At 53.4% G+C, this 20,860-nt stretch carries 19 protein-coding genes; 1 reads left to right on the top strand and 18 read right to left on the bottom strand.

Features of this window, described 5'->3' with window-relative positions:
- Positions 1-3 precede the first annotated feature (3 nt).
- The 7 genes from iolD to UF64_RS07230 all read right to left on the bottom strand — a co-directional run bounded on the left by iolD (position 4) and on the right by UF64_RS07230 (position 9,108).
- Positions 4-1,833 (bottom strand): 3D-(3,5/4)-trihydroxycyclohexane-1,2-dione acylhydrolase (decyclizing), encoded by a 1,830-nt coding sequence (gene iolD / locus UF64_RS07260; RefSeq protein WP_044827925.1) that lies wholly within the window; start codon positions 1,831-1,833, stop codon positions 4-6.
- On the bottom strand, positions 1,830-3,743 hold the full coding sequence (gene iolC, locus UF64_RS07255; RefSeq protein ID WP_044827924.1) for a 5-dehydro-2-deoxygluconokinase: 1,914 nt from the start codon (positions 3,741-3,743) through the stop codon (positions 1,830-1,832). Before iolC ends, iolD begins: the two co-directional genes overlap by 4 nt.
- Positions 3,743-4,522, bottom strand: a complete 780-nt coding sequence (locus tag UF64_RS07250) for an ATP-binding cassette domain-containing protein (protein ID WP_044827923.1) — start codon at positions 4,520-4,522, stop codon at positions 3,743-3,745. Before UF64_RS07250 ends, iolC begins: the two co-directional genes overlap by 1 nt.
- Entirely contained in the window at positions 4,522-5,619 is a 1,098-nt protein-coding gene (locus UF64_RS07245; RefSeq protein ID WP_044827922.1) for an ABC transporter permease, read from the bottom strand. Before UF64_RS07245 ends, UF64_RS07250 begins: the two co-directional genes overlap by 1 nt.
- A gap of 71 nt (positions 5,620-5,690) precedes the next feature.
- Complete coding sequence (locus tag UF64_RS07240) at positions 5,691-6,632, bottom strand: sugar ABC transporter substrate-binding protein (protein WP_044827921.1); 942 nt, start codon at positions 6,630-6,632, stop codon at positions 5,691-5,693.
- 426 nt (positions 6,633-7,058) lie between these two features.
- Positions 7,059-8,063, bottom strand: coding sequence for an inositol 2-dehydrogenase (gene iolG / locus UF64_RS07235; protein ID WP_044827920.1), 1,005 nt, complete (start codon positions 8,061-8,063; stop codon positions 7,059-7,061).
- A 214-nt stretch (positions 8,064-8,277) separates the two neighbouring features.
- Positions 8,278-9,108: a MurR/RpiR family transcriptional regulator gene (locus UF64_RS07230; RefSeq protein WP_044827919.1), complete on the bottom strand. Its 831-nt coding sequence runs from the start codon at positions 9,106-9,108 to the stop codon at positions 8,278-8,280.
- Between the two features lie 107 nt (positions 9,109-9,215).
- On the opposite strand from UF64_RS07230, the gene UF64_RS07225 reads away from it, so the two are divergent.
- On the top strand, positions 9,216-10,343 hold the full coding sequence (locus UF64_RS07225) for a Gfo/Idh/MocA family protein (RefSeq protein WP_044827918.1): 1,128 nt from the start codon (positions 9,216-9,218) through the stop codon (positions 10,341-10,343).
- A 104-nt stretch (positions 10,344-10,447) separates the two neighbouring features.
- Here the strand turns inward: UF64_RS07225 and UF64_RS07220 are convergent, their stop codons facing one another.
- The 11 genes from UF64_RS07220 to UF64_RS07170 form a co-directional block, all read right to left on the bottom strand.
- Positions 10,448-11,359 carry a flagellin gene (locus tag UF64_RS07220; protein ID WP_044827917.1) on the bottom strand — a complete coding sequence of 304 codons (912 nt, stop codon included), beginning with the start codon at positions 11,357-11,359 and terminating at the stop codon, positions 10,448-10,450.
- An 11-nt stretch (positions 11,360-11,370) separates the two neighbouring features.
- Entirely contained in the window at positions 11,371-13,092 is a 1,722-nt protein-coding gene (flgK, locus tag UF64_RS07215) for a flagellar hook-associated protein FlgK (RefSeq protein ID WP_044827916.1), read from the bottom strand.
- Positions 13,093-13,162: 70 nt separating this feature from the next.
- Entirely contained in the window at positions 13,163-13,585 is a 423-nt protein-coding gene (locus UF64_RS07210) for a hypothetical protein (RefSeq protein ID WP_044827915.1), read from the bottom strand.
- Positions 13,586-13,597: 12 nt separating this feature from the next.
- A complete protein-coding gene (gene flgE / locus UF64_RS07205; RefSeq protein WP_044827914.1) occupies positions 13,598-14,893 on the bottom strand; it encodes a flagellar hook protein FlgE in 1,296 nt (431 codons plus the stop codon).
- 17 nt (positions 14,894-14,910) lie between these two features.
- Positions 14,911-15,612 (bottom strand): flagellar hook assembly protein FlgD, encoded by a 702-nt coding sequence (locus tag UF64_RS07200; protein ID WP_044827913.1) that lies wholly within the window; start codon positions 15,610-15,612, stop codon positions 14,911-14,913.
- A 134-nt stretch (positions 15,613-15,746) separates the two neighbouring features.
- Complete coding sequence (locus tag UF64_RS07195) at positions 15,747-16,250, bottom strand: hypothetical protein (protein ID WP_152630633.1); 504 nt, start codon at positions 16,248-16,250, stop codon at positions 15,747-15,749.
- Positions 16,247-16,939, bottom strand: coding sequence for a hypothetical protein (locus UF64_RS07190; protein WP_044827911.1), 693 nt, complete (start codon positions 16,937-16,939; stop codon positions 16,247-16,249). Before UF64_RS07190 ends, UF64_RS07195 begins: the two co-directional genes overlap by 4 nt.
- 63 nt (positions 16,940-17,002) lie before the next feature.
- The gene (locus tag UF64_RS07185) at positions 17,003-17,602 is read right to left on the bottom strand and encodes a sigma-70 family RNA polymerase sigma factor (protein ID WP_052657483.1); all 600 of its coding nucleotides are present in this window, start codon (positions 17,600-17,602) and stop codon (positions 17,003-17,005) included.
- Between the two features lie 19 nt (positions 17,603-17,621).
- Complete coding sequence (locus UF64_RS07180) at positions 17,622-18,086, bottom strand: flagellar protein FliS (RefSeq protein ID WP_235284992.1); 465 nt, start codon at positions 18,084-18,086, stop codon at positions 17,622-17,624.
- Complete coding sequence (gene fliD / locus UF64_RS07175) at positions 18,079-19,767, bottom strand: flagellar filament capping protein FliD (protein ID WP_052657482.1); 1,689 nt, start codon at positions 19,765-19,767, stop codon at positions 18,079-18,081. Before fliD ends, UF64_RS07180 begins: the two co-directional genes overlap by 8 nt.
- Before the next feature lie 77 nt (positions 19,768-19,844).
- The gene (locus UF64_RS07170) at positions 19,845-20,660 is read right to left on the bottom strand and encodes a flagellin (protein WP_044827909.1); all 816 of its coding nucleotides are present in this window, start codon (positions 20,658-20,660) and stop codon (positions 19,845-19,847) included.
- Positions 20,661-20,860: the final 200 nt, after the last annotated feature.

The following is a 20,860-nucleotide window of genomic DNA, read 5'->3' as shown; positions in this document are numbered from 1 at the left end:
ATCTTAATCTCCGGGGCGCTGCTTTTTCAGCGCGGCTTCGTAATTTTTTCGGGCTTCATTGACAGTTGGGCGAACCGATACTTCCGGCACGGCAACGTCCCACCAATGGCCACCCGCCTCGGTGCTTGGCAAGGGATCGGTATCAATCACAATGGCATAGGATCGGTCGGCTTCTTTGGCGCGGGTCATGGCCGCTTCGAGTTCGGCGATCGAGGAAACCTTTTCGGCAATCGCCCCCATCGCGCCAGCATGCGCGGTAAAGTCAATGGCCGACGGCACAGTATGGCGCGCGGTATCGAGAAGGTTGTTGAAGCTTTCACCGCCGGTTGCCATCTGCAATCGGTTGATGCAGCCAAATCCGCGGTTATCAAGAATGACGGTAATGATCTTGTGGCCAAGCATCACACTGGTTGCGAGCTCGGAATTCATCATCATGTAGGACCCATCGCCGACCATGACGACGACGTCGCGGTCGGGGCAGGCCATCTTTACGCCAAGGCCGCCGGCAATCTCGTATCCCATGCACGAGAAGCCATATTCAACGTGATAACCATTGGGTCGGGATGCGTTCCAAAGCTTGTGAAGCTCACCCGGAAGGCCGCCCGCGGCACACACAACGATAGCATTTTCATCGGTGCTGCGCTGAACCGCCCCAATCACCTGCGCATCGGTTGGCAACGTGTTACCTGTCGGTGCTCCGGTGACACCATCAATGGCATCAATCCAGCTTTTCTTCAGGTCCGCGTCGACTGCGCCTGCGCGATAGCCGCTCAAGCCATTGGTCAGTTCCGCCAATGTGACCTTGGCATCAGCGACGACGGAAATTGCGTCATGTTTGCGCGCGTCATACGCCGCAACGTTGATCGAAAGAATCCGACGCCCCGGGTTCTTGAACAGCGCCCAGCTACCCGTCGTGAAATCCTGAAGGCGCGTGCCCACCGCAATGATCAGATCGGCTTCCTCGGCAATGGCGTTGGCACTGCTTGCCCCGGTCACACCGATCGATCCCATGTTCAGGTTATCGTCCCACGGCAAGGCCGATTTCCCGGCTTGCGTTTCGGCCACCGGGATATTGTGACGATGGGCAAAATCGCGCAGATCATCACATGCCCCGGCGTAATGCACGCCGCCGCCCGCAATGATCAAGGGGCTTTTCGCTGATCTGATCGCCGCAATCGCGTCTTCAATCTGTTCAAGATCTGCACGCGGACGCAGTTGCTTCCATGTCTTTGGCGCAAAGAAGCTTTCCGGCCAATCATAGGCTTCTGCCTGAACATCCTGACAAAATGCCAAGGTCACCGGACCACAATCGGCCGGATCTGTCAGGACCGCCATCGCCCGTGGCAATGCTGTCAAAAGCTGCTCGGGGCGGGTGATACGATCAAAATACCGACTGACCGGTTTGAAGCAGTCATTGGCCGAAATCGTACCATCCCCAAAATCTTCGACCTGCTGCAAAACCGGATCCGGAGCACGATTGGCAAAGATATCGCCGGGAATAAACAGGACCGGCAAACGGTTGACATGCGCCAGTGCCGCGGCCGTCACCATGTTGGTCGCACCCGGCCCGACGGATGTCGTAACCGCCATGGCACGTTTGCGATTGGACGCCTTGGCATAGGCAATTGCCGCATGCGCCATGCCCTGTTCATTGTGCCCGCGCCATGTCGGGAAGCTATCTCCTGCACCATGCAGGGCCTCGCCAATGCCGGCGACATTGCCATGACCAAAGATCGCCCAGCAGCCGCCGAAAAAGTCTTCGCCGTCATGATTGAGCTGTACACTCAGATACCGCACCATGGCTTGGGCGGCGGTTAACCGAACGGTTTTCATGCCGTTCCTCCCGATTTCTTGCGTGCCGCATCCCAGGTATCACACAGGACGCCATATTTTTGGGCCATTGATGCAACGGCCTGATCATCGGTGATCGTACCTTGCATCCAGTCGCGTGCAACATCGATAAAGATGGTGCGTCCAACGGCAAAGCCTTTGACCATGTTAAAGCGTGCTGCGACTTCGAAGCTCTCGACCAGCTCTGCCTCCGGCGCATCAAGACCAAGCACCACGATCCCGCGACAATACGGATCATTTTTGGCAATGGCGTCACAGGCATTGCGCCATGCCGCATCCGATTTCATAGGCTCAAGCTTCCACCAATCGGGATAAACACCGATTTCATAGAAACGCTCGATCACCTTGGCGGTCGTTGCATCATCACAATCGCCAACTTTTGACGGAATAACTTCAAGCAGGAATTCCAAACCATTTCCACGGGCCGCATCGGCAAGGCGCAGAATTGTCGCTTCCTGACCCGCCTTGGTTTCGTCGTCATCGTCAGGATGATAGAAACACAGAACCTTGACCACATGCTCGACTGGCCATTCCTGAAGGTCCGTGCCAAGATCAGGCCCGATTTCGAGCTCAAGCGGGCGCGAGCCCGGTAACTCAACCGGTCGCCCGATCCAAAGCCCGGTTCCTGCCGCCGCATAAAGCGCATCACGCCCAAGCCGCCGGTCGCACAGAATGCCATAGCCTTCCTTGCCACCCGAAACAGTGCGAACCGCATTCAGGCACAGTTCCTTGAATGGTCCAATGCGATCCTTTGAAACACCAACTTCATCGGCAAGGTCTTCAAGCTGCATCCGGTGATCAAACGCAAAGACCCGCATGTCCGGCCAACTGCCCGTCCGGTTGGTCGACCAGTGGATTTGCTCCAGCTCGGCATCATGGCGCAGTTCGGGGGTTTTAATACCGCGATCAAAGAAGAACTGCAGTTCATCCCAACTCGGATAAGCAGGTGTACAGCCATGACGTGACACCGCAAATGCCCCACAGGCATTGGCGTATTTCAGCGATGTTTGCCAGTCTTCATCACTCAGCCAGCCCTTCAAAAGGCCGGACATAAATCCATCGCCTGCCCCCAGAACATTAAACACGTCGACGGCAAATCCCGGGCCGGAAACACCGTCATCAAGGCTTTTGCCAATCTTGTCCGAAAACGCCACAGCCCCCATGGGTCCGCGCTTGCAAACCAGCGTCGCGTTTGAAATCACCCGAACATTTTCAAGCGCTTCAAGCGTGTCGGTCACGCCACCGGCAATATGGAATTCTTCTTCGGTCCCGACGATCAGATCAAACAGATGCAGGGTCGCCTGCAATTCTTTTGTGACCGCGTCCGAGGCAATAAAGCGGTTCTCACCATCCCCGTGCCCCGACAGTCCCCAAAGGTTCGGTCGGTAATCAATATCGAGCGCCGTCTTGGCCCCGGCTTCGCGCGCAAGCCTGACGGCCTTTAAAACGGCCGCACGTGTTTTGGGATGGGAAAGATGCGTTCCCGTGACCGTGACGCAGCGTGCGCTGGCAATGAAATCGGGATCGATATCATCCTCGCACAACGCCATATCGGCGCAATTCTCGCGATAGAAAATCAGCGGGAATTGCTCCTGATCCCGCACGCCAAGAATGACAAGGGCGGTCAGACGTTCGGGGTCGGTAATCACACCCTGTACATCCACCCCTTCGGCTACCAGCTTCTCGCGGATGAAGCGCCCCATATGCTCATCTCCGACACGGGTGATAAGCGCAGATTTCAGCCCCAGCCGCGCAGTCCCGCAGGCCATATTGGTGGGCGACCCGCCGATATATTTATTGAACGACGCCATGTCTTCCAGGCGCCCGCCAATCTGGGCGCCATACAGGTCGACAGAAGACCGTCCAATCGTGATGACATCAAGCTGCTTCATCAAATCGTTCCTCCGAGCGACCCTTCAAGCTCGGCCAGTTCCTGACCACCCGCCATAAGGTCTTGAAGTTCTTCCGGTTTGATTTCGCCACGTTTCGCCGTGCCATGGGTTTGACCACGGTTCAAAACCGTAAACCTGTCGCCCACCGCCATGGCATGGCGCACGTTATGGGTAATGAAAATCACGCCAATGCCGGCCTTGCGCACCCGATCAATGGTTGCCAGAACATTTGACGTCTGGCGTACACCAAGGGCCGATGTCGGCTCATCAAGGATCAATACTTTAGCGCCGAAATAGACCGCACGCGCGATTGCCACAGTTTGGCGCTCACCGCCTGAAAGTGTGCCAACCGCCTGTTCGGGTTCGCGCAGATTAATCCCCATCGATGACATTTCATCCATGGTAACTTTATTCGCATGCTTGAAATCGATCCATTTGAACGGGCCAAAGCTTTTGCGGGGCTCCCGTCCCATCCAGAAGTTCCGGGTCACCGACATTAGTGGGATCATCGCCAGATCCTGGTATACGGTCGCAATTCCGGCTTCCATCGCGTCACGCGGACTGTCAAACATCGTTTCCTGACCGCTGACCCGCATGACACCCTTGGTCGGTTTGTGAACGCCCGACATCGTCTTGATGAAGGTCGACTTGCCAGCACCGTTATCCCCCAGAAGACAGTGACATTCGCCTTCCATGACGTTGAAGGAAACACCGCCCAGCGCGATCACCGGACCGAAATGCTTTTCGATACTGTCCATTTCAATCAAAGGGGTGCTCATCACCGTTCTCCCGTAATCATGCGGCGGATATAGGTATTCATGATGACAGCAAAGATCAGAATGCCGCCAAGGAACACACGGAACAACGAGCTTTCCGCACCGGCAAAGAACAATCCTTGCTGAACAACACCAAAGATCAGCGCGCCCAAGGCCGCCCCGATGACCGAACCATACCCACCGGTCAGAAGCGCGCCACCAATGACGACACAGATGATGGCTTCAAATTCCTTGAGCAAACCACGGTCTGCCGCAGCCGACCCGAATTCCATGACCTGACAGGTCGCAAATACGGTGGCGCAAAATGCGGTAAACATGAACATCAGGATTTTAACGCGATTGACCGGAACGCCAACATAACGGGCGGCTTGCGCATCACCACCGGCGGCAAAAATCCAGTTCCCGAAACGCGTTTTGGTCAAAAGCCAATGACCGAAAATAATAAGTGCAAGTGCCCAGATGACCAGCATCGGCAGGCCTTCGACAACCGGCTGACCCATGCGCGAACCACGGGTAAAGGTATCAATGACACCAATATCGCCAAGCCACTGGAAGAAACCCTTGAAGATCACGCCGCCAAACAACCAGGCAAGCGGGTCGCCTTCAGCCGCTTCCTTCACGCCACCGATAATGGTCTGTCGTGTGGTCAGGATGGAAAGCCAGATGGTCAGGCCACGAAGAATATACAAAAACGCCAGCGTCACGATGAAGCTCGGCAAACCGGTTTTGATCACCAGAAAACCGTTCAAGGCACCCAGTGCCGTGCAGACGATAAAGGCCGCAATAATCGAAACCCAAACCGGCAGGCCCCATTGAACAGACAGGATGGCAATCACCACCCCGGCAAAGCCGATCATCGATCCAACCGAAAGATCGAATTCGCCCGCAATCATCAACAGGCAGGCACCAACCGCGATAATCGCAAACTGGGCCGAAACGACACCCCAGTTCTGGATGCCTTCCGGGGAAAACATGCCGCTATCGCCGGCAATCATGAAGAAGAAAACAAAGACCAGGATCGTACCGCAGATCGCACCGAGTTCGGGCCTGATCATGGCACGGCGAATGGCTGAGACTTGCTTGAGCCGCTCGTCCGACATGGCATTACTCTTTTAACTAAACGGGTGGGTGCCAAGGGCGGCCGAAGGCACGCCCTTGGAGGGAGGAAGTCTTAACGATATTCGCCGGCGTATTTTTCGACCTGCGCGATGTTGTCCTTGGTAATGAACCCGGGACCCGAGTTGATATGACCGGACGGCAGGACGCTATAACGGGCATAGTTGGTCAGGATAACGACCGGAAGATAGCCCTGAAGATACGGCTGCTGATCGATGGCAAAGTTGATTTGACCAGCTTTGATTGCTTCAGCAATCTCCGATGACAGATCGAACGTGCCAAACATGATCTCGCCGGCAAGACCCGCATCACGAAGGGCCGCAAGAGTCGGATGGGCAGAGTTCGGGCCCAGCGTCAGGACGGCATCAACATCCTGGTTGGCATTCAGGTACGCGCTGACCTTGTTTTTGACTTCCGACGGATCCTGACCGCTATCAATCATCTGGCTGCCAAGCTCGACACCAAGGGCGTCGGCGAAACCACGGCAACGCTCAACAGACGCCGGGTTGGTGATGTAGTGGTTCACACAGACAAAGCTTTTTGCACCGGCTGCTGCGGCACGTTTACCTGCGCCAAAACCGGCATCATATTCAGGCTGACCAACATGCATCAGCGCGCCGAGTTCTTCGGACTGCTCCTGCGTGCCGGAGTTGATGGTGATGACCGGAATGCCCTTATCCACCGCATCGGTGATCGGACCTTTAAGGACGTTGAAGTCAGCGATGGTCACGATAATGCCGTCAGGATTGGTCGCAGCAGCCTGTTCGACAATACGCGCCATGTCGGCAAGGTCACCGGTCGGCGGGTTACGGTATTCAACTTCCGCACCCATCTGGCCGCCTGCGACCTGGATTGCGTTCTTGATCACGTTCCACCAGCTGTCTGAATCCGGTGCATGGCTGATCAGAACAAATTTTTCATTTTCTGCGGATGCAGTTGCGGACAAACCGGCAAATGCAAATGCTGCTGCCGCGATGGCAGTAAGCGCCTTTTTCATCTGTTGCCTCCCTAGTCGGCTAAATGTTGGGATTTTCCCATTGAGCTTATGTGTTCTTCCTGCAGCCAGTCGTCTTTACGCGACCTTACTGCTTGTATCGGCGTTGGTGAGCTGAGCCCCTGAAACCGTTGAATAGAATTTTTGTTCTATTTTTTACCTAAATCAACATTTTTTTTCTATTGCGCTGCGAAATACCACCCGATCCGGCAAGGAAAAAGTTCACAAAACCACCTGAAACTGCCCCTCACCCGACCCGATCGCAAAATATGGCACGGCTCGTTGCCATCCTTTCTTGAAGACGATCACGGGTATTATTGTTCAGTTTTGCAAACGACTCGCAGCCACTTGTTTTTACATCAAAGAAAAACCGGCACTGCTTACGGGCTGTGCCGGTCTATCGCTTTTGCTAATCAGGATAGGCTGTGATCAGGCGAGAATTTCTGCCGCAACATCAACTGTGCGCCCTTCGCGCGCTGAAAGTGCGGCTGCCTCGGCAACCACCAGGGCGTTGACCCCGTCCTTCAGGGTAACAGGAAGCGGTGTCGCCCCCTTCACGCCTTCAATGAAGCTGTTCCATTCGATCTGGTAGGCCTTGGCATAACGCTCGAGGAAGAAATGCTCAGGCTTTGCCTTGGTCGCACCGTTGGCGGTAATTTTCTCAATCGTGTTTTCCAGAACGTTATGCGCCGCAAGCAACCCTTCGGAGCCAAGAAACTCGATCCGCTGGTCGTAGCCATAGGCCGCACGGCGGCTGTTTTTGATGACAGCCATCCGCCCGCCTGAGAATTCAAGCGTCGTCACCGCCGTATCAAAATCGCCCGCCTTGCCAATTTCCGGATCGACAATGCTTGACCCGATGGCCGTCACCTTGTCGGGCAAGGCGCCATACATCCAGCACGCCATATCGAAATCATGGATCGCCATATCGCGGAAGATACCGCCTGAAACCTTCACATAACTCACCGGCGGCGGTGCCGGATCAAAGGACGTGATTGAAAGCAACTCACCCTTGCCGATTTCGCCCTTGTCAAAAGATGCCTTCAAACTGGCGAAGTTCGGATCAAAGCGGCGGTTAAAGCCCACCATGATCGGCCGGCCATATGGCTCACAGCGCGTGAGGCAATCCTGCGCACGCTTAAGATCAAGATCCACCGGCTTCTCACATAGTACCGCCTTCCCCGCAGCCGTTGCTGCTTCCAGCAGGTCCGCATGCGTATCGGTCGAGGTTGCGATCAGAACGGCGTCAATTGCCGGATCCGCAATGATTTCCTCATTGGTGCGAACGGTGGAGCCATACAACTGCGCAAGCTTTTGGGCAGGTTCATCAAACTTGTCTGAAACCGCAACCAGTTCACTTTGCGGATGGGCAACGATATTGATCGCATGAACCTGGCCGATACGCCCTGCGCCCAGCAAACCTATTTTAAGCATTCCGATGTTCCTTCCCTTCGGCGTCGTCGCCTTGACTGGTGGCAATCACCCCGCTTCACCCAATGCCAGTAGATATCTACTGGCAGACCGGTCGGTGGAACGGTGATTTCGGGATGATCTTGCGGATGTCTCTCGCACCCGTTTTACTGATATGCATGTTCCATAACCGAACATACTATGGAATTTTTATTCCATTTTTCTCGTTTTTCAATACTTATTTTCCATCGCTCAACTTGTCGCGCTTGGCACCGACCGAGACCGCCAAGGCAATCGCCAACGAGATTGTCGCAGACAGCGCGCGAAACGCGCCGACATCGACCTCGGACACCGCCAGCATCAAGGCATCCGTCTTGCGCATCGGTCCGCTCGGCGCATCACTGATCGCCACGACCTTGTTTCCAAGGTCATGCGCATAGGCGGCAAGATCGATCGTTTCCTGTGAATAGGGCGCAAAGGTGATTGCGATCACCACGTCGCCTTCGCGGATCGCGTGACGAGGATTGAGGTTCCCCACACCGTCATGCAAAACCGCGGCAATGTTCATCTTCTCGAACGCGTAGGACAGGTAACTCGCGACCGGGAAGGCACGCCGGAATCCAACAACATGGATCATCGGGGCGGACGCCAGGACATCCACTGCCTTTTCCAGTGTTTCGAGGTCAACCGTCGATGCCAGATTTTCCAAGGATAATCGCCCGGCTTCGACAAACTCGGCTAACAAGGCACTCGGACTATCGTCCCCTGTTGCCCGCAAATTCTCCAGTCGGGTGGTGTAGTCTGGCCATTTCTGGGCATAGGTCTCGCGAAACATCTTCTGCATTTCCGAAAACCCGGTGAACCCCATCAACTGACAGAATCGCATAAAGGCTGATGGCTGAACGCCGGCCCCGGCAGACAGCTCTGCGACGGTGGAGACGGCGATACGATCGGTATTCTGCGCAACATACTCGGCACATTGCCGGAGCCTTTTGGGCATGGTTTCCGATATCTCGGCCAAGCGATGATTGAATTCCTCAAGCGAAACAGGTGCGGTCTGATCACTCATGGCGTTTGTTCTTCCTTTTTTGATTCTGCTTGACGCAATGTTCGTTCCATGATCATCCATTAAATAGAACAAAAATTCTATTTTGACTAGGTGAGGAGTTCCAACAAATGAAATCTCTGGGTGTTGGCCTGATTGGCACGGGGTTCATGGGCAAGGCGCATGCGCTGGCATTTGGCGCGGCACGGGCGATTATGGGCAATGTTCCGGAGTCTCACCTTGCGGTTTTATGCGATACTCCGGCAGAAAAGGCCAAACAGATGGCCGAACAGTTTGGCTTTGCCAAAAGCACGTCTGACTGGACCTCGCTGATTTCTGATCCGGATGTCGATATCGTTTCGATCACCACACCCAATGCGCTTCATTTCGACATGGCGATTGCCGCGATCAAGGCTGGCAAGCATGTCTATTGCGAAAAACCACTGGCACTTACGCTGGATCAGGCGCGCGAAATGCGCGATGCCGCCCGTAAGGCGGGTGTGAAAACCATGGTCGGCTATAACTACATCAAAAACCCGACCTTCACCCATGCCTGCCGGCTTGTACAAGAAGGCGAGATTGGTGACATCGTCCATTTCCGCGGCTGGGTCGATGAGGACTATCAGGCCGATCCGGACCTTCCCTGGACCTGGCGGGCGAAACTTGCCGATGCCGGTCTTGGGGCGCTGGGGGATATGGGCTGCCACCTTGTTTCCATGGCATATGGCATTGCTGGCCCGATCGAAAGCCTGATTGCCGACATGCAAACCGTGCACGCCACGCGCCCGCTCTCGGACGGAACCGGTCGGGCAAAGGTTGAAAACGAGGATACGGCATCGGCCTTGGTCCGGTTCGCCAATGGCGCACAAGGCAGTCTTTCAACATCGCGGTCGGCATGGGGTCGCAAAAACCGACTGGCATGGGAAGTTCACGGCACCAAGGGGATGATCTGCTTTGATCAGGAACGCATGAACGAGCTGCAGCTCTTCCGCAATTCAGGCGACAAGGCACAGCAAGGCTTCACCACAATCCTGACCGGCCCGGCCCACCCGCCCTACGGCGAATTCTGCCCGGCACCGGGACACCAACTTGGCTTTAACGACCTCAAAGTCATCGAAGCCACCGCACTCCTTCGCGCGATCCGCGACAACAGCACCCCATACCCGGATTTCGAACACGCCTACGAATTCGAAAAAGTCATTCACGCAATCGCCCAGTCGGCGACAAGCGGAGTAAGAGTCTCGCTCTCAGACGTTTAGCTACGAGCAAGAAGAACAAGCAAGCACGTGCAGACACCGATTTGTCTCACGTCAGGCAGGCTAACAACGGCTGCATTTTCAGGAGCTCAAGGCGAGGAAGCGACCTAACGCAGATAATCAAACAGTGACAGATCCGTCATCTGTGCCGTGACGGAGTAGGATGCTTCAAGCTGCATTGAGAGGGTTTCAAGTGTCACGACCGCTTCGGCAAGGTCTACATCCGTCAGGTTGCTGACCGTGGCTTCCGCCGTCAGTTGAAAGTCCGTATGCATGTCGATGATGTTTTCCAGCTTGTCCTGCGTATAGGAAACTTGATTTTGCAGCTCCGAGATACCGGCTACGGCTGCTTCGAGAAGCTCGGCCGCCTCTTGCAATGCCACTTCATCAACCGGATCGGTAGAGGCATTGGCAGCAAGATTGAGGGCACGCAAGGCGTTCTCGAATGTTTCGTTATCTGCCGTTATCCCATATTCGATGGTCGTACCATCCGCCACCTTTGCAGACGCAATGTCGCTGTTGCCAGAATAGTAGGACGTATCGGCTGTCGTCGGACTTGTTTTGGCCGGGTAAGCCGCCGCACTGACGTCGACGGGTTCGCTATCAGTCGCTGAACCCGCATAGATGTAACGGCCTTCATATTCGGTATTGAGCAAGGATGCGAAGGTTTCCAACGCGGCTGTGGCTGACTCGGCGATGCCATATGAGTTCTCGGTACCGGTACTCAAACCCGCAGAAATATCTGCAGTCATATCGGTCAGAACATCAACCATATCATTGAGGGTCGAATAGTAAACTTCAACCCGCCCCTGAATTTCCTCAGCAATTTCACTGTAGGCTGCTGCTTGCGAAACCTCGGCACTCAGGGTTGCAATCAGATAGGAGTTTTCCGACACGCCGGAGTTTGAGCCGGCAATCTTGCCAGTACTTGATTGCTCTGTTGCATCCGCAAGTTGCGTTTGCACCGAACGGATTTGGCTCAACATATTTTGTTGCATTGCAGCTGTTGAAACTCTCATGGCTATTTCCCTTATCGCACAGCCTCAAGCAGCGTATCCATGAGCGACTGGGTGATTTCCAAGACAGCTGCCGCCGCCTCATAGGCGCTTTCAAGATTACTCAGCGTCAAAGCTTCTTCGTCGGTATTGACACCGTAATTATTTGAAAATGTCTCAACCAGGTCCTCATATGCTTCCAATGAAACACTCGCTTCAGTATCCGCAGCCGATGCCTGTTGAGCGACATCTGATAAAATCTCAGCTCCATAGTCAGAAAAAGTCGTTTTGGTCGAGCCAAGATTTCCTGCATCCGAATAACTGATGTTCTCGTCGAATATGTCGGCAAGCGCCTCGGTGATGTCTGAACTTGATGATGAAATCACACTATCGCCGGCCGCCAGCCCAGCATCATCCGATCCAGTTCCAACCGGCAGCCTGCTGCTATCGTCATCCCAATCGGCGTTCAGAGAAATGTTGCCCGCATCTGTGCCTTCAAACATGTCATTCAATCCGAAGTAGGCCGAAAACCCTTCTGCATCGGCTCCCACTTCGGCATCCATATTGACGATCGAAACCCCGTAATCGTCGTCAGTTGTTGCGATCGTTAACGTTCCGTCCGTGTTAACAGACGCAGTTAAGTTGCCAGAGGCATTAATCTCGTCGACAAGGTCCTGAACCGTTGTAATTGTCGTGAGGTCAATATCGACGATCTCGACGGCATTACCGTCATCATCCGTTGCGACGAGGCGCACCGTTCCGGTCCCGGAAAAGGTGTCGGTCAAATCCGTTTGGGTTGTCCCAGTCAGATCGCGAGGCGGCGGATATGCGGTTCCGAGGTTTGAGACTTCGTTCAAAGCATCCATGAGGGTAACAGCAAGATTGTCGAGTTCTGCCTGAATATCGGGCAAAGTCTCGTCGCGCAGCTCTATCAACCCGCCAAGTTCGCCACCCGAAATGTCGTCTGAAATCGATTGCCCGTTTACGGTCACATCCGCAAAGTTGGTGTCCGCATTCACCGACCCCGCTGCATTATAGGAAAGCTCCTGCACCTGACTGCCGACAACAAGTGTGCCGCCAATGTAGATGTTCGTGTTGTTCGATGAGTCCGTGTAATAGGAAATATCCACCAACTCCGACAGGTCATTGATTGCCTGTGCACGAGCGTCGTTCAATTCACTACTGGAAAGGGTCGAGTCAGTTGTTCCGCTAAGCTGCTTGTTGTAGGAATCAATTTTATAAAGCAGTTCATTGATCTGATTGACGGTGTCCTCAATCGACTGGTCTGCACTGGCTCGCTGGTCCTGAACGGTCGCTGACAGACTGTTCAACTCATCGGCCACGGCTTCAGCAGAACTGAGAACTGTCGATTTTGCTGACTGGCTATCGGGACTTACAGCCAAAGCTGCAAATGATGTTTCGAGAACGGTAATCAGGGTCGAAATTGCGCCATCATCACCAATATCCCCAAAGGCACTCGAGACTGTTTCAAGCGGTGTCGAAAACACTGAGGCATACCCGCTCTCAGATGCCGCTTCACTGATTGATTTCAATAAATAACTGTCTACGTCTGATCCGACCGAGGTGATCGTAACCCCGGTTGTCGCGCCAGCTGTAACACTACTCGCAGTGCTGGTCGATTTGGCGGTGTAACCCTCAACAGAAGCATTGGCAATGTTCTCCGAAGACACACTGATCCCGGCCTGGCTTGTCTGCAAGGCACTTAACGCGGCAGTTTGTGCAGCACGGATAGACATGTTTCGGACCTGTTTAGCTGAAATGTGTATTTAGCCCCCGCGTCGTTTCCCCACGCGGCTGACATTCCAATCACATTTTGATGCTCAGAATGCGCTGATGAATACCACCACGGACATTGCCATCCTGATTGTAGGACGGTGTCTCCTCCGATGCGGTTGCCGCCCATCCGGCACGAATGCGCTTCAGACATGCTTCACGCTTTGCTTTCAGGCGAATATTGTTTCGGTTCAGCTTTCCGCGCAGATCATTGACCTTTTCAATATCCAGGATCAACCCGGCCAATGGATTGCCGCTGCTTTCCTTGCGCTGGGCCGCAATCTCACCATGCAGCTCATCTTCAAGCGCATTCTTTTCCTGCGTAATGTCTGGCAGCAGATCGTATTTTGCCTGTTCCAGAATGCGCCATTCGACATCCAGCAAGTCAGATAAACGATTCATGACTTCGGTAATTTTGTCGCTGTCGCGTGGCATCACTGGTGCTTGGACGGTCATGAAAACGTTTCCTTAGTTAACCGACGAAATGAGGGTGTCATACATGTCGCTGGTCGTTGAAATGACCTGGGCGGCGGCGGAATACGCCTGCTGCGCGACAATCATGCGTGAAAATTCCGTGGTGCTATCGACCGTGGAGCTTTCCAATGAATAGGAAGAAATCGTCCCCGTACCACCATCACCGGGCGTCTTCAGGACATAGCTGCCCGACGTGTTGCTCTCGCGGTAAACCGTATCGCTGTAGGCTGTGAGACCGTCGGCATTGGTGAAGTCTGCCAGGACAACCTGATAGACAGGTTCACTAACACCATTTTCGTAGGTCACCGACACAACACCGTCATCCGAAATGTTGATCTCGGCAATTTCACTATAGTTCGAGCCATCCTGATCGACGGAATAAAGGGTCATATCCCCGTCTTCCTCGTCAGAGGCATATTGCTGGAGGCCATCGCTGGCACCGGCTGTCCCGAAATCAGTAACGATGGAGCTATCAGAAGCACCAGTGGTCCATCCCGTAATGGTCAGGGTGGCACTGTCAGTCACATCTGTACCACCAGAATCCTCAATCGATTCAAGTTCGCCGTCCGAGTTAAAGGTAATCGTCAGCGGGCCACCCGAAGATGTACCGGTCACCGTGGTTCCGTCCGAAGTCAAAACCGGGTCGGAATAGTCTACTTCCCATTCATTTGCGGCGGTTTTTGTGTAGGTGTATGTGACCGTATGACTGGTCCCGAGGCTGTCAAAAATCTCGACATCGACGGAGAAATCATCACCGACATCTGCATCTGCCGGCAGATTGGCCACGATGGAGGTTTCTGTCGTTGCCTCTGCCGTACCGGTCAGGTTCTCAAGGTTGATCGTTGTCAGTGCCGCAGTACTTGTTGGCACAGTTCCTGATGCTGGGTTTCCGTCCTCGTCGAGCGCATACCCCATCAGGTAATAGCCGGAACTATTGACAAGGTTGCCTTCAGAATCTGCCAAAAAATCACCCGCACGGGTGTAAAAGGTGTCCCCGCTGGCATCCGTGACAACAAAGTAACCATCACCTGAAATCGCGAGACTGGTCGCCGAGCTATCGGCCTCGATCAAGCCTTGCGTTGAGATATTGGTCAGCGTCGTCGTGGTAACGCCGTTGGAGTTACCCTGTGTCGACGATCCCGGGTTGGTCACAAGAGAAGAAAAAGCCGTCGTGCTACTCTTGTAACCGGTGGTTTCACTGTTGGCGATGTTTCCTGAAATGACGCTCAGTGATGTGGATTGTGCATTCAAGCCAAGCACGGCTGAGTTCAGAGCACTATTGAGACTCATGTTCTTAATCCTTCATTTCAGGAAACTGTTTGCGTGCCCTGCACGTCCGAGATCGAAATATCGACCCCGTTCACATACAGCACAGCTTCATCGCCAGTGAGGTCGATTGCTGACACAACACCGGTCATCAAAGTTTCGGATGAGATAGAGTTACCATCGGAATCAATGGCACTAACCGACAGGGTATAAGTCCCTGAACTCAGCGTCTCACCGCTATCGGTGGTGCCATCCCAAACAAAACTGTTCGAGCCTTCCGATCCGGCTTCCGTTGTTTCGTAAACAACATTGCCATCCTCGTCGGTGACGCTGAGCGTTACACTCGAAGCATCGTCCTCGAGCACGTAGTACCATTCGGCTTCACTGTCCTCGAGCGGTGCTGTGTCTCCCACAGCAACAATATCAGTTCCCAGATAAGCTTGGGCCGCGCTGTCGTCGACAACTCCCTGCAAAGCAGTCAGCGCTTCTGAAAGGTTTGAGAGAAGAGAGTTGTTCTCCTCAGCCAGCTCAAGCTGTTCAAAGGTTGCCAATTGAGTTGTGATTTCCGAGACATCTTCAGGATCAGTCGGATCCTGATTCTCCAACGTCGTCAGCAGCAACGTCATATATGTCTCGTAGGTCGAGTCATCACTTGTCGTTGAAGACGTGGACGTCGTACTGCTGCTCGACGAAGACGTTGCCGATGTCAGACTATCGTATGTCAGGCTACCGAGATAACTCATCACCAACTCCGGGCAAGAACGGTTAAAGGCGCTATTGTTCTTTACACGGGCGGTTTGGCGAAAACTGGCGTTGGAAAAGTAGATTATTGAAAAACAAAAAAGGGATGCTGATGCATCCCTTTGAAAAATTTGAATTATTGTGTATGTGGCGGCGGGCTGGGCGGACGGATCAATGTCATCTTTTCCCGGTCCTCTTGTGAAAGTTTGACCGTCACATTGGCCATGTGATCAAGCACCACACTAAGATCGTTGCGAACCGCATTTTTAAGTTCGGCGTAAGCTTTGCGGATCTCTGCATCCGTTACATTTGGATCTGCTAAAACATCCTTTAAAGCAGCCTCAAGAAGCCTCGGGTTTTGGCGTTCACTGATCTTCGAAATGACAGGATCAAATTCGCTATCGAAGATCGCCTTTCCTTCTGGACTCAACCTGCTACGAATTGCCCTCAGCAACCGGATGCTTGGGGGTTCGGTAGGATTATCAAATTCTGGTGGTGGAGGTGGCGGCATGAAATTATGGAAAACAGGAAGACCCGTCACAAGCGTACCGGCAAACGCACCAACCAGAAACAGGTTCACTGCCAGCGATGCCAACATCACTTTGCGCATAGAGGACACCCGACGAAACGCAAAAGTCATCGGTCAGCCTCCCTGTGATAAAGGCGCACGTCAGAACCCGCGCCGGGCGATAGCTGCTCAAGTGAATAAACATGCCTTTCAAGCAGCTCACTCAATTGGGCTTCTTCGGCTGTGGCCGTTTCCTGATGCCCTTGTTCGATTGTCAGAGTGACGCCAAAAACAAAGCCAGCGAGAACACAAACCGCCATGCCAGTCAGGGAAAAGACACGCCCGCCCAACCAGGCAATAGTGCCATCCTTGCGCGCAGCATGGTTTGTACTGTCCTTGGCAATCGCAGAGGATGTCGGTGAAACAGAAACGGTGGTCGGATAAGTTTTGCGTGCGGGGCCATCCCCCGTCGGTGCAGCACTTGCTGCGGAGACATGCCTGCGGGATTTGGGACGATCATCAAGTACCTGGAAAGGACTTTCTTCTTCGACATGAACCGCCGCCGTATCAGATGCAGCCGCTTGCTCAGAAGCTTCAATGGCTTCAATGGCATCAAAGATATCATCAATCGCCTTGTGCTTGCCCATCAAGACAGGATCATCGGCAAGGATATCTTCAACGGCACGCAAAGATCGGTGTAGTTCGGCAGCACGGGGATCATTTGCGATAAGAATATTCGCATCCCGGCGCAGAGCCTCGGGCCAGGAAGTCAAATCCCAGCCATACTGATCCAGTAATTCTTCGAAATGCTCGATTTTCACAGCTCACCGCTTTTTCATAGGACGAACGTACCTGTTCGAACGACATTTGAACCTAATCGCTTCTCAGATTGATTTCAACTCTTCGCGCAATCTCTTTCTCGCCCGTTTCAGAAGCGATTCCATAGCATTGACCGAAACACCCATGATGGAGGCAGCCTCCTGATTGGACAGTTCCCGATCATAAAAGAGATTAATGGCAATTTGTTGTTGATCAGACAGTTTTTTGATCGCTTTACGCAATCGCGCGAATTCCTGATGTTGAGCCAATCTGTCGACAGCTGACATGCTCTCGTCAGGAACTTCGTCGAGCTCCTCGCCGCCCACAGCCTGAGGTTTGCGCTTGATATCAATAACGCGATTGACCGCCACCCGATAGAGCCAGGTCTTGAACGTTGCCCCACCATCGGCCTGCCATTTCTCGCGATGCAGCCAGACACGCACAAAGACATCCTGTGCAACATCTTCGGCATCACCGCTAACAAGCCCCATTCGGCGCGCAACACCAACAATGCCACGGTAATAGCGTTCGACAATTACTCGATACGCCGCCTTGTCGCCTTGCACCATGCACGCAACAAGGGCGTTGTCATCAAGTTCTGTCAGGGCTGCCTTTGCCGACGCAACAGCAGATGTACCTGAACTTGTCGTCACAGCTTCGCGCAAACCTACACTCAAGCATCCCTCACAACACTGTTCCGATCATCGGATGCCCTGTTTGGGCCTGAACAGTCCTACGTGGATCGACTTTCGAGAATTTTTCCCATTCGCGCGCAAGCTCTTGCAGGTTGCGGTCAACGACCTCATATCGTTCCTCCATGGAACAATCCCTGCGATTGCGTGCGAGTAATTTAATCATTCTGGCGTAAAAGGCAAAGAGATCTCTTGAAAGTTCTGGCGCAGACTCTGGTGCGATACATGCCTGCAAAGCCTTAAGCCTTTTCACAACAATGGACTTTTCCCGCTGCTCCTGCTCAAAATCTCGCTGTTCTCTGAACTGCCGGGCTTCACGAAGATGCTGCCGCGTCTTGGTCAGGGCAATTACCATCATTGCTACTGGCGAGGTTGTTCTTAGTGCGTTGTTATAAAGTGCAGTCGCACCCGCACAGCGATACGCCGTCTGTGCGGCAGTTGGAGCATAATTAGTCATCATCACCCCACAAGGCTTCAAGTTGTTCGCGCAATAGCTGAAGCTGATAGAGTTCGGCTTCGATTGCAGAATATCGCTCGGTTAGTTCTGCGGCGTATTTGGTCGCATCTTCGGTTATCTCCTCGACATCATCTTCCAGGTCATCAACCTGTTCTTCAAGACGTTCAAGGCGGTTGGCAATCAGCCCGTCCGAGCTATCGGTGTAACGATCCAGGGAACTGGTAAGATCATAAGCAAGACCACTTGTGACGGTGACCTCAACGCTTTGCGATGTATCGCCGCCAAAGAACAGCGTGACGCCTTCATATTCACTGCCCTCAGCTCCGATCAGTTTATTGTCACTGATCGTAAACAGGCTGTCATCCCCATCGACACTGGCTGATGTGATATTGCCATCGGCATCTGTCACGATATCGATCGTAAAGGTCCCCGTGTAGGAACCATCTGCGTCGGAAACCAGCAGGTCTTCTGAATCCGTCTTTCCCGAGAAGGAAAATAGTGCGGCAACCTCGTCAAAGTCGGAAACCAATGCTTCTTCAAGAACGTCCGAATCAATGACCAGATAGTTGCTCTCATCAAGCGTGATACCGATAGAGGCCAGTGACGCATAGTTATCGCTGTCATTGGTAAAGGACAGTGCGTCATAAACAGTCGATGACACAGAGCTCAGCAGACTGTCGCCAAACAGGACCGCGTCCTCGTCGGCACCTTCGCCAACTTCGTAAGCCTGATTGGTTATGATGAAGCTGCGCAACTCGTTATAGGCAGTGACGAATTCCTCGATCGCGCTGTAGGCGGAACTCGCATCATCTTCAACTTGAAGCGTAATCTCTGTGCCTTCTTCCTCGGCATAGAGATACAACGTCACCCCATCGATGACATCGTCAACCGTGTTGCTGCTGCGCGTAACTTCCACACCATCAATAGAAAAGATCGCCTGATCTGCTGTGACAAGTTCGTTGCTGTACGATCCATCGGCTTCGACGAAACCCAGCGACTGGGCGATTGATGTATCAGCCCCATCCGTATCAAAAACAATTTCCTGTCCGGTGTCGACTGCGGAAAGGACCAGCATATATTCGTCGTCAGAAACCTTCAGCACGCTGGCACTGACGCCCGTAGTTGATGTCATCTCATTAATGGCATCTGCAATATCGGCAATCGACATATCTTCTGTAATTTCGATATCGACGGCTTCATAATCATCACCTGCGACCAGGCTGATTGTCCCGCTCAACGCCTGCGCTGACGTATTGTCCGTATTGGTATTGCCACCAAGCTTGTGCGCTGCTGCCAACTGCTTGACTTCGAGGGTATAACTCCCAGCCGTTGCCGTATCATCGACCAGCACCCCGACGACATCCGACGCATCTGTATTCGCATCAGAGGATGACAGATAGGCTGACTTGCCAACCCAGACATCATCACGCAAGCTGTCGAGCTCTGCTTCTGCGGTCAAGGCCTCTGCGGCGTCTTCCAGAGTCTCAAGCAGGGTCTGCAAGTCTTCAAAGGCCGCAATCTCGAGCTCGATTTCATCGATTTCAGCCTCGACGACATCGGCGACCTCCATCTTAGTATCGTAGGCATCCTGAACGAGCTCGGCTGTATCAATATCCGTCAGGCCAGAAACGTAGGATGAAGAAGCATAGCTCGACGTCGTCGTGGAATTGATAGTCGACATGTCCTTCTCCCTTTCTCAAAGATGAAAAAATTCAGGACCACCCGGGGGCTCTCAACACCGGGTGGCCCTGACACGAGTTAGCTCAGCAAGCGCGAGAGCTTCTCGAGATTCTCATTGGAGATGGACAGCGCCTGAATAGCGGAGTCCATTTTCACACCCAACGCAGTCTGTTCGGCACTAAGGGCCGCAACGTCTGCATCCATGTAGACGCTCATTGCAGATTCAAGGTTGGTTTTTGCCGTTTCGATGTTGCCTGCCGCGTAATCAAAACGAGACATCATGGCACCAACAGACGCACGACCAGCGGACACAACTTCGATCGCCGCTTCGATCTCACCCAGTGCCGTGGTGGCATTGGTAGAAGAGTCGACCCCTGCCGCGATAGCCAGACCGGTCGTGTCGTAGGCCTGACCGATCGTCACATCAATTGGCGTAGCTGCAGAGTCAGCAGAAACAGTGAAGCTTTCGTCATAAGTGCCATCCAGAAGCGACGTATCGAAATAGGTCGTCGATTCAACGATGGAATCAATCTGGGAGCTCAGTTCGCTGTATTCGTCATCAAGATACGCACGCTCGGTATCGGTCACCGAACCCGAAGATGCCTGCGATGCCAGTTCGTACATACGCTCAAGAATGTCGGCGATTTCAGCCAAACCACCATCGGCAGTTTCAAGAATTGCCGTAGCAACTTCTGCGTTGTCAGCCGCCTGATCCCAAGCCGCATAGTCAACCGACATCGCCGTGTAAACGGCAAGACCCGCTGCATCGTCAGATGCCGAGTTGATCGACTTGCCGCTCGACATTGCGGTCAGAACCGAGGTCATCTCGTCGGTGCTTTTGTTGAGGTTCGACACCGCCAGGGTGGCCGACATGTTTGTGTTAATACTCGCCATTTCTCTTCTCCTATTTGGACCTATCTGTTGACTTACCTGCCAACACGCCCCGGAAAGGGGCCGATACAAGGTCACACGCGAGCGCTCGGAAAAACTGGCGGCGTTTTTTTAGTTTTTTGGGGCGAACCCTTCAAAATCAGAATAACTCATTGATTAAACATTATTTTATAGAAAGGGGATTTTGCTCGAGATAACTCTCC

It is taken from the genome of Thalassospira sp. HJ (genome assembly GCF_000948415.1).
In the GTDB taxonomy this organism is placed as follows: domain Bacteria; phylum Pseudomonadota; class Alphaproteobacteria; order Rhodospirillales; family Thalassospiraceae; genus Thalassospira.
This window is presented reverse-complemented; position numbering and strand designations above follow the sequence as displayed.

Coding starts and splice junctions, on each gene's coding strand:
- UF64_RS07170 (WP_044827909.1), bottom strand. CDS start 20,660: ATGGCGAGTATTAACACAAACATGTCGGCCACCCTGGCGGTGTCGAAC.
- fliD (WP_052657482.1), bottom strand. CDS start 19,767: ATGTCGACTATCAATTCCACGACGACGTCGAGCTATGCTTCTTCATCC.
- UF64_RS07180 (WP_235284992.1), bottom strand. CDS start 18,086: ATGACTAATTATGCTCCAACTGCCGCACAGACGGCGTATCGCTGTGCG.
- UF64_RS07200 (WP_044827913.1), bottom strand. CDS start 15,612: ATGAGTTATCTCGGTAGCCTGACATACGATAGTCTGACATCGGCAACG.
- UF64_RS07230 (WP_044827919.1), bottom strand. CDS start 9,108: ATGAGTGATCAGACCGCACCTGTTTCGCTTGAGGAATTCAATCATCGC.
- UF64_RS07220 (WP_044827917.1), bottom strand. CDS start 11,359: ATGAGAGTTTCAACAGCTGCAATGCAACAAAATATGTTGAGCCAAATC.
- flgK (WP_044827916.1), bottom strand. CDS start 13,092: ATGTCTATCCGTGCTGCACAAACTGCCGCGTTAAGTGCCTTGCAGACA.
- iolC (WP_044827924.1), bottom strand. CDS start 3,743: ATGAAGCAGCTTGATGTCATCACGATTGGACGGTCTTCTGTCGACCTG.
- iolG (WP_044827920.1), bottom strand. CDS start 8,063: ATGCTTAAAATAGGTTTGCTGGGCGCAGGGCGTATCGGCCAGGTTCAT.
- UF64_RS07240 (WP_044827921.1), bottom strand. CDS start 6,632: ATGAAAAAGGCGCTTACTGCCATCGCGGCAGCAGCATTTGCATTTGCC.
- UF64_RS07245 (WP_044827922.1), bottom strand. CDS start 5,619: ATGTCGGACGAGCGGCTCAAGCAAGTCTCAGCCATTCGCCGTGCCATG.
- UF64_RS07225 (WP_044827918.1), top strand. CDS start 9,216: ATGAAATCTCTGGGTGTTGGCCTGATTGGCACGGGGTTCATGGGCAAG.
- flgE (WP_044827914.1), bottom strand. CDS start 14,893: ATGAGTCTCAATAGTGCTCTGAACTCAGCCGTGCTTGGCTTGAATGCA.
- UF64_RS07250 (WP_044827923.1), bottom strand. CDS start 4,522: ATGAGCACCCCTTTGATTGAAATGGACAGTATCGAAAAGCATTTCGGT.
- UF64_RS07210 (WP_044827915.1), bottom strand. CDS start 13,585: ATGACCGTCCAAGCACCAGTGATGCCACGCGACAGCGACAAAATTACC.
- UF64_RS07195 (WP_152630633.1), bottom strand. CDS start 16,250: ATGACTTTTGCGTTTCGTCGGGTGTCCTCTATGCGCAAAGTGATGTTG.
- iolD (WP_044827925.1), bottom strand. CDS start 1,833: ATGAAAACCGTTCGGTTAACCGCCGCCCAAGCCATGGTGCGGTATCTG.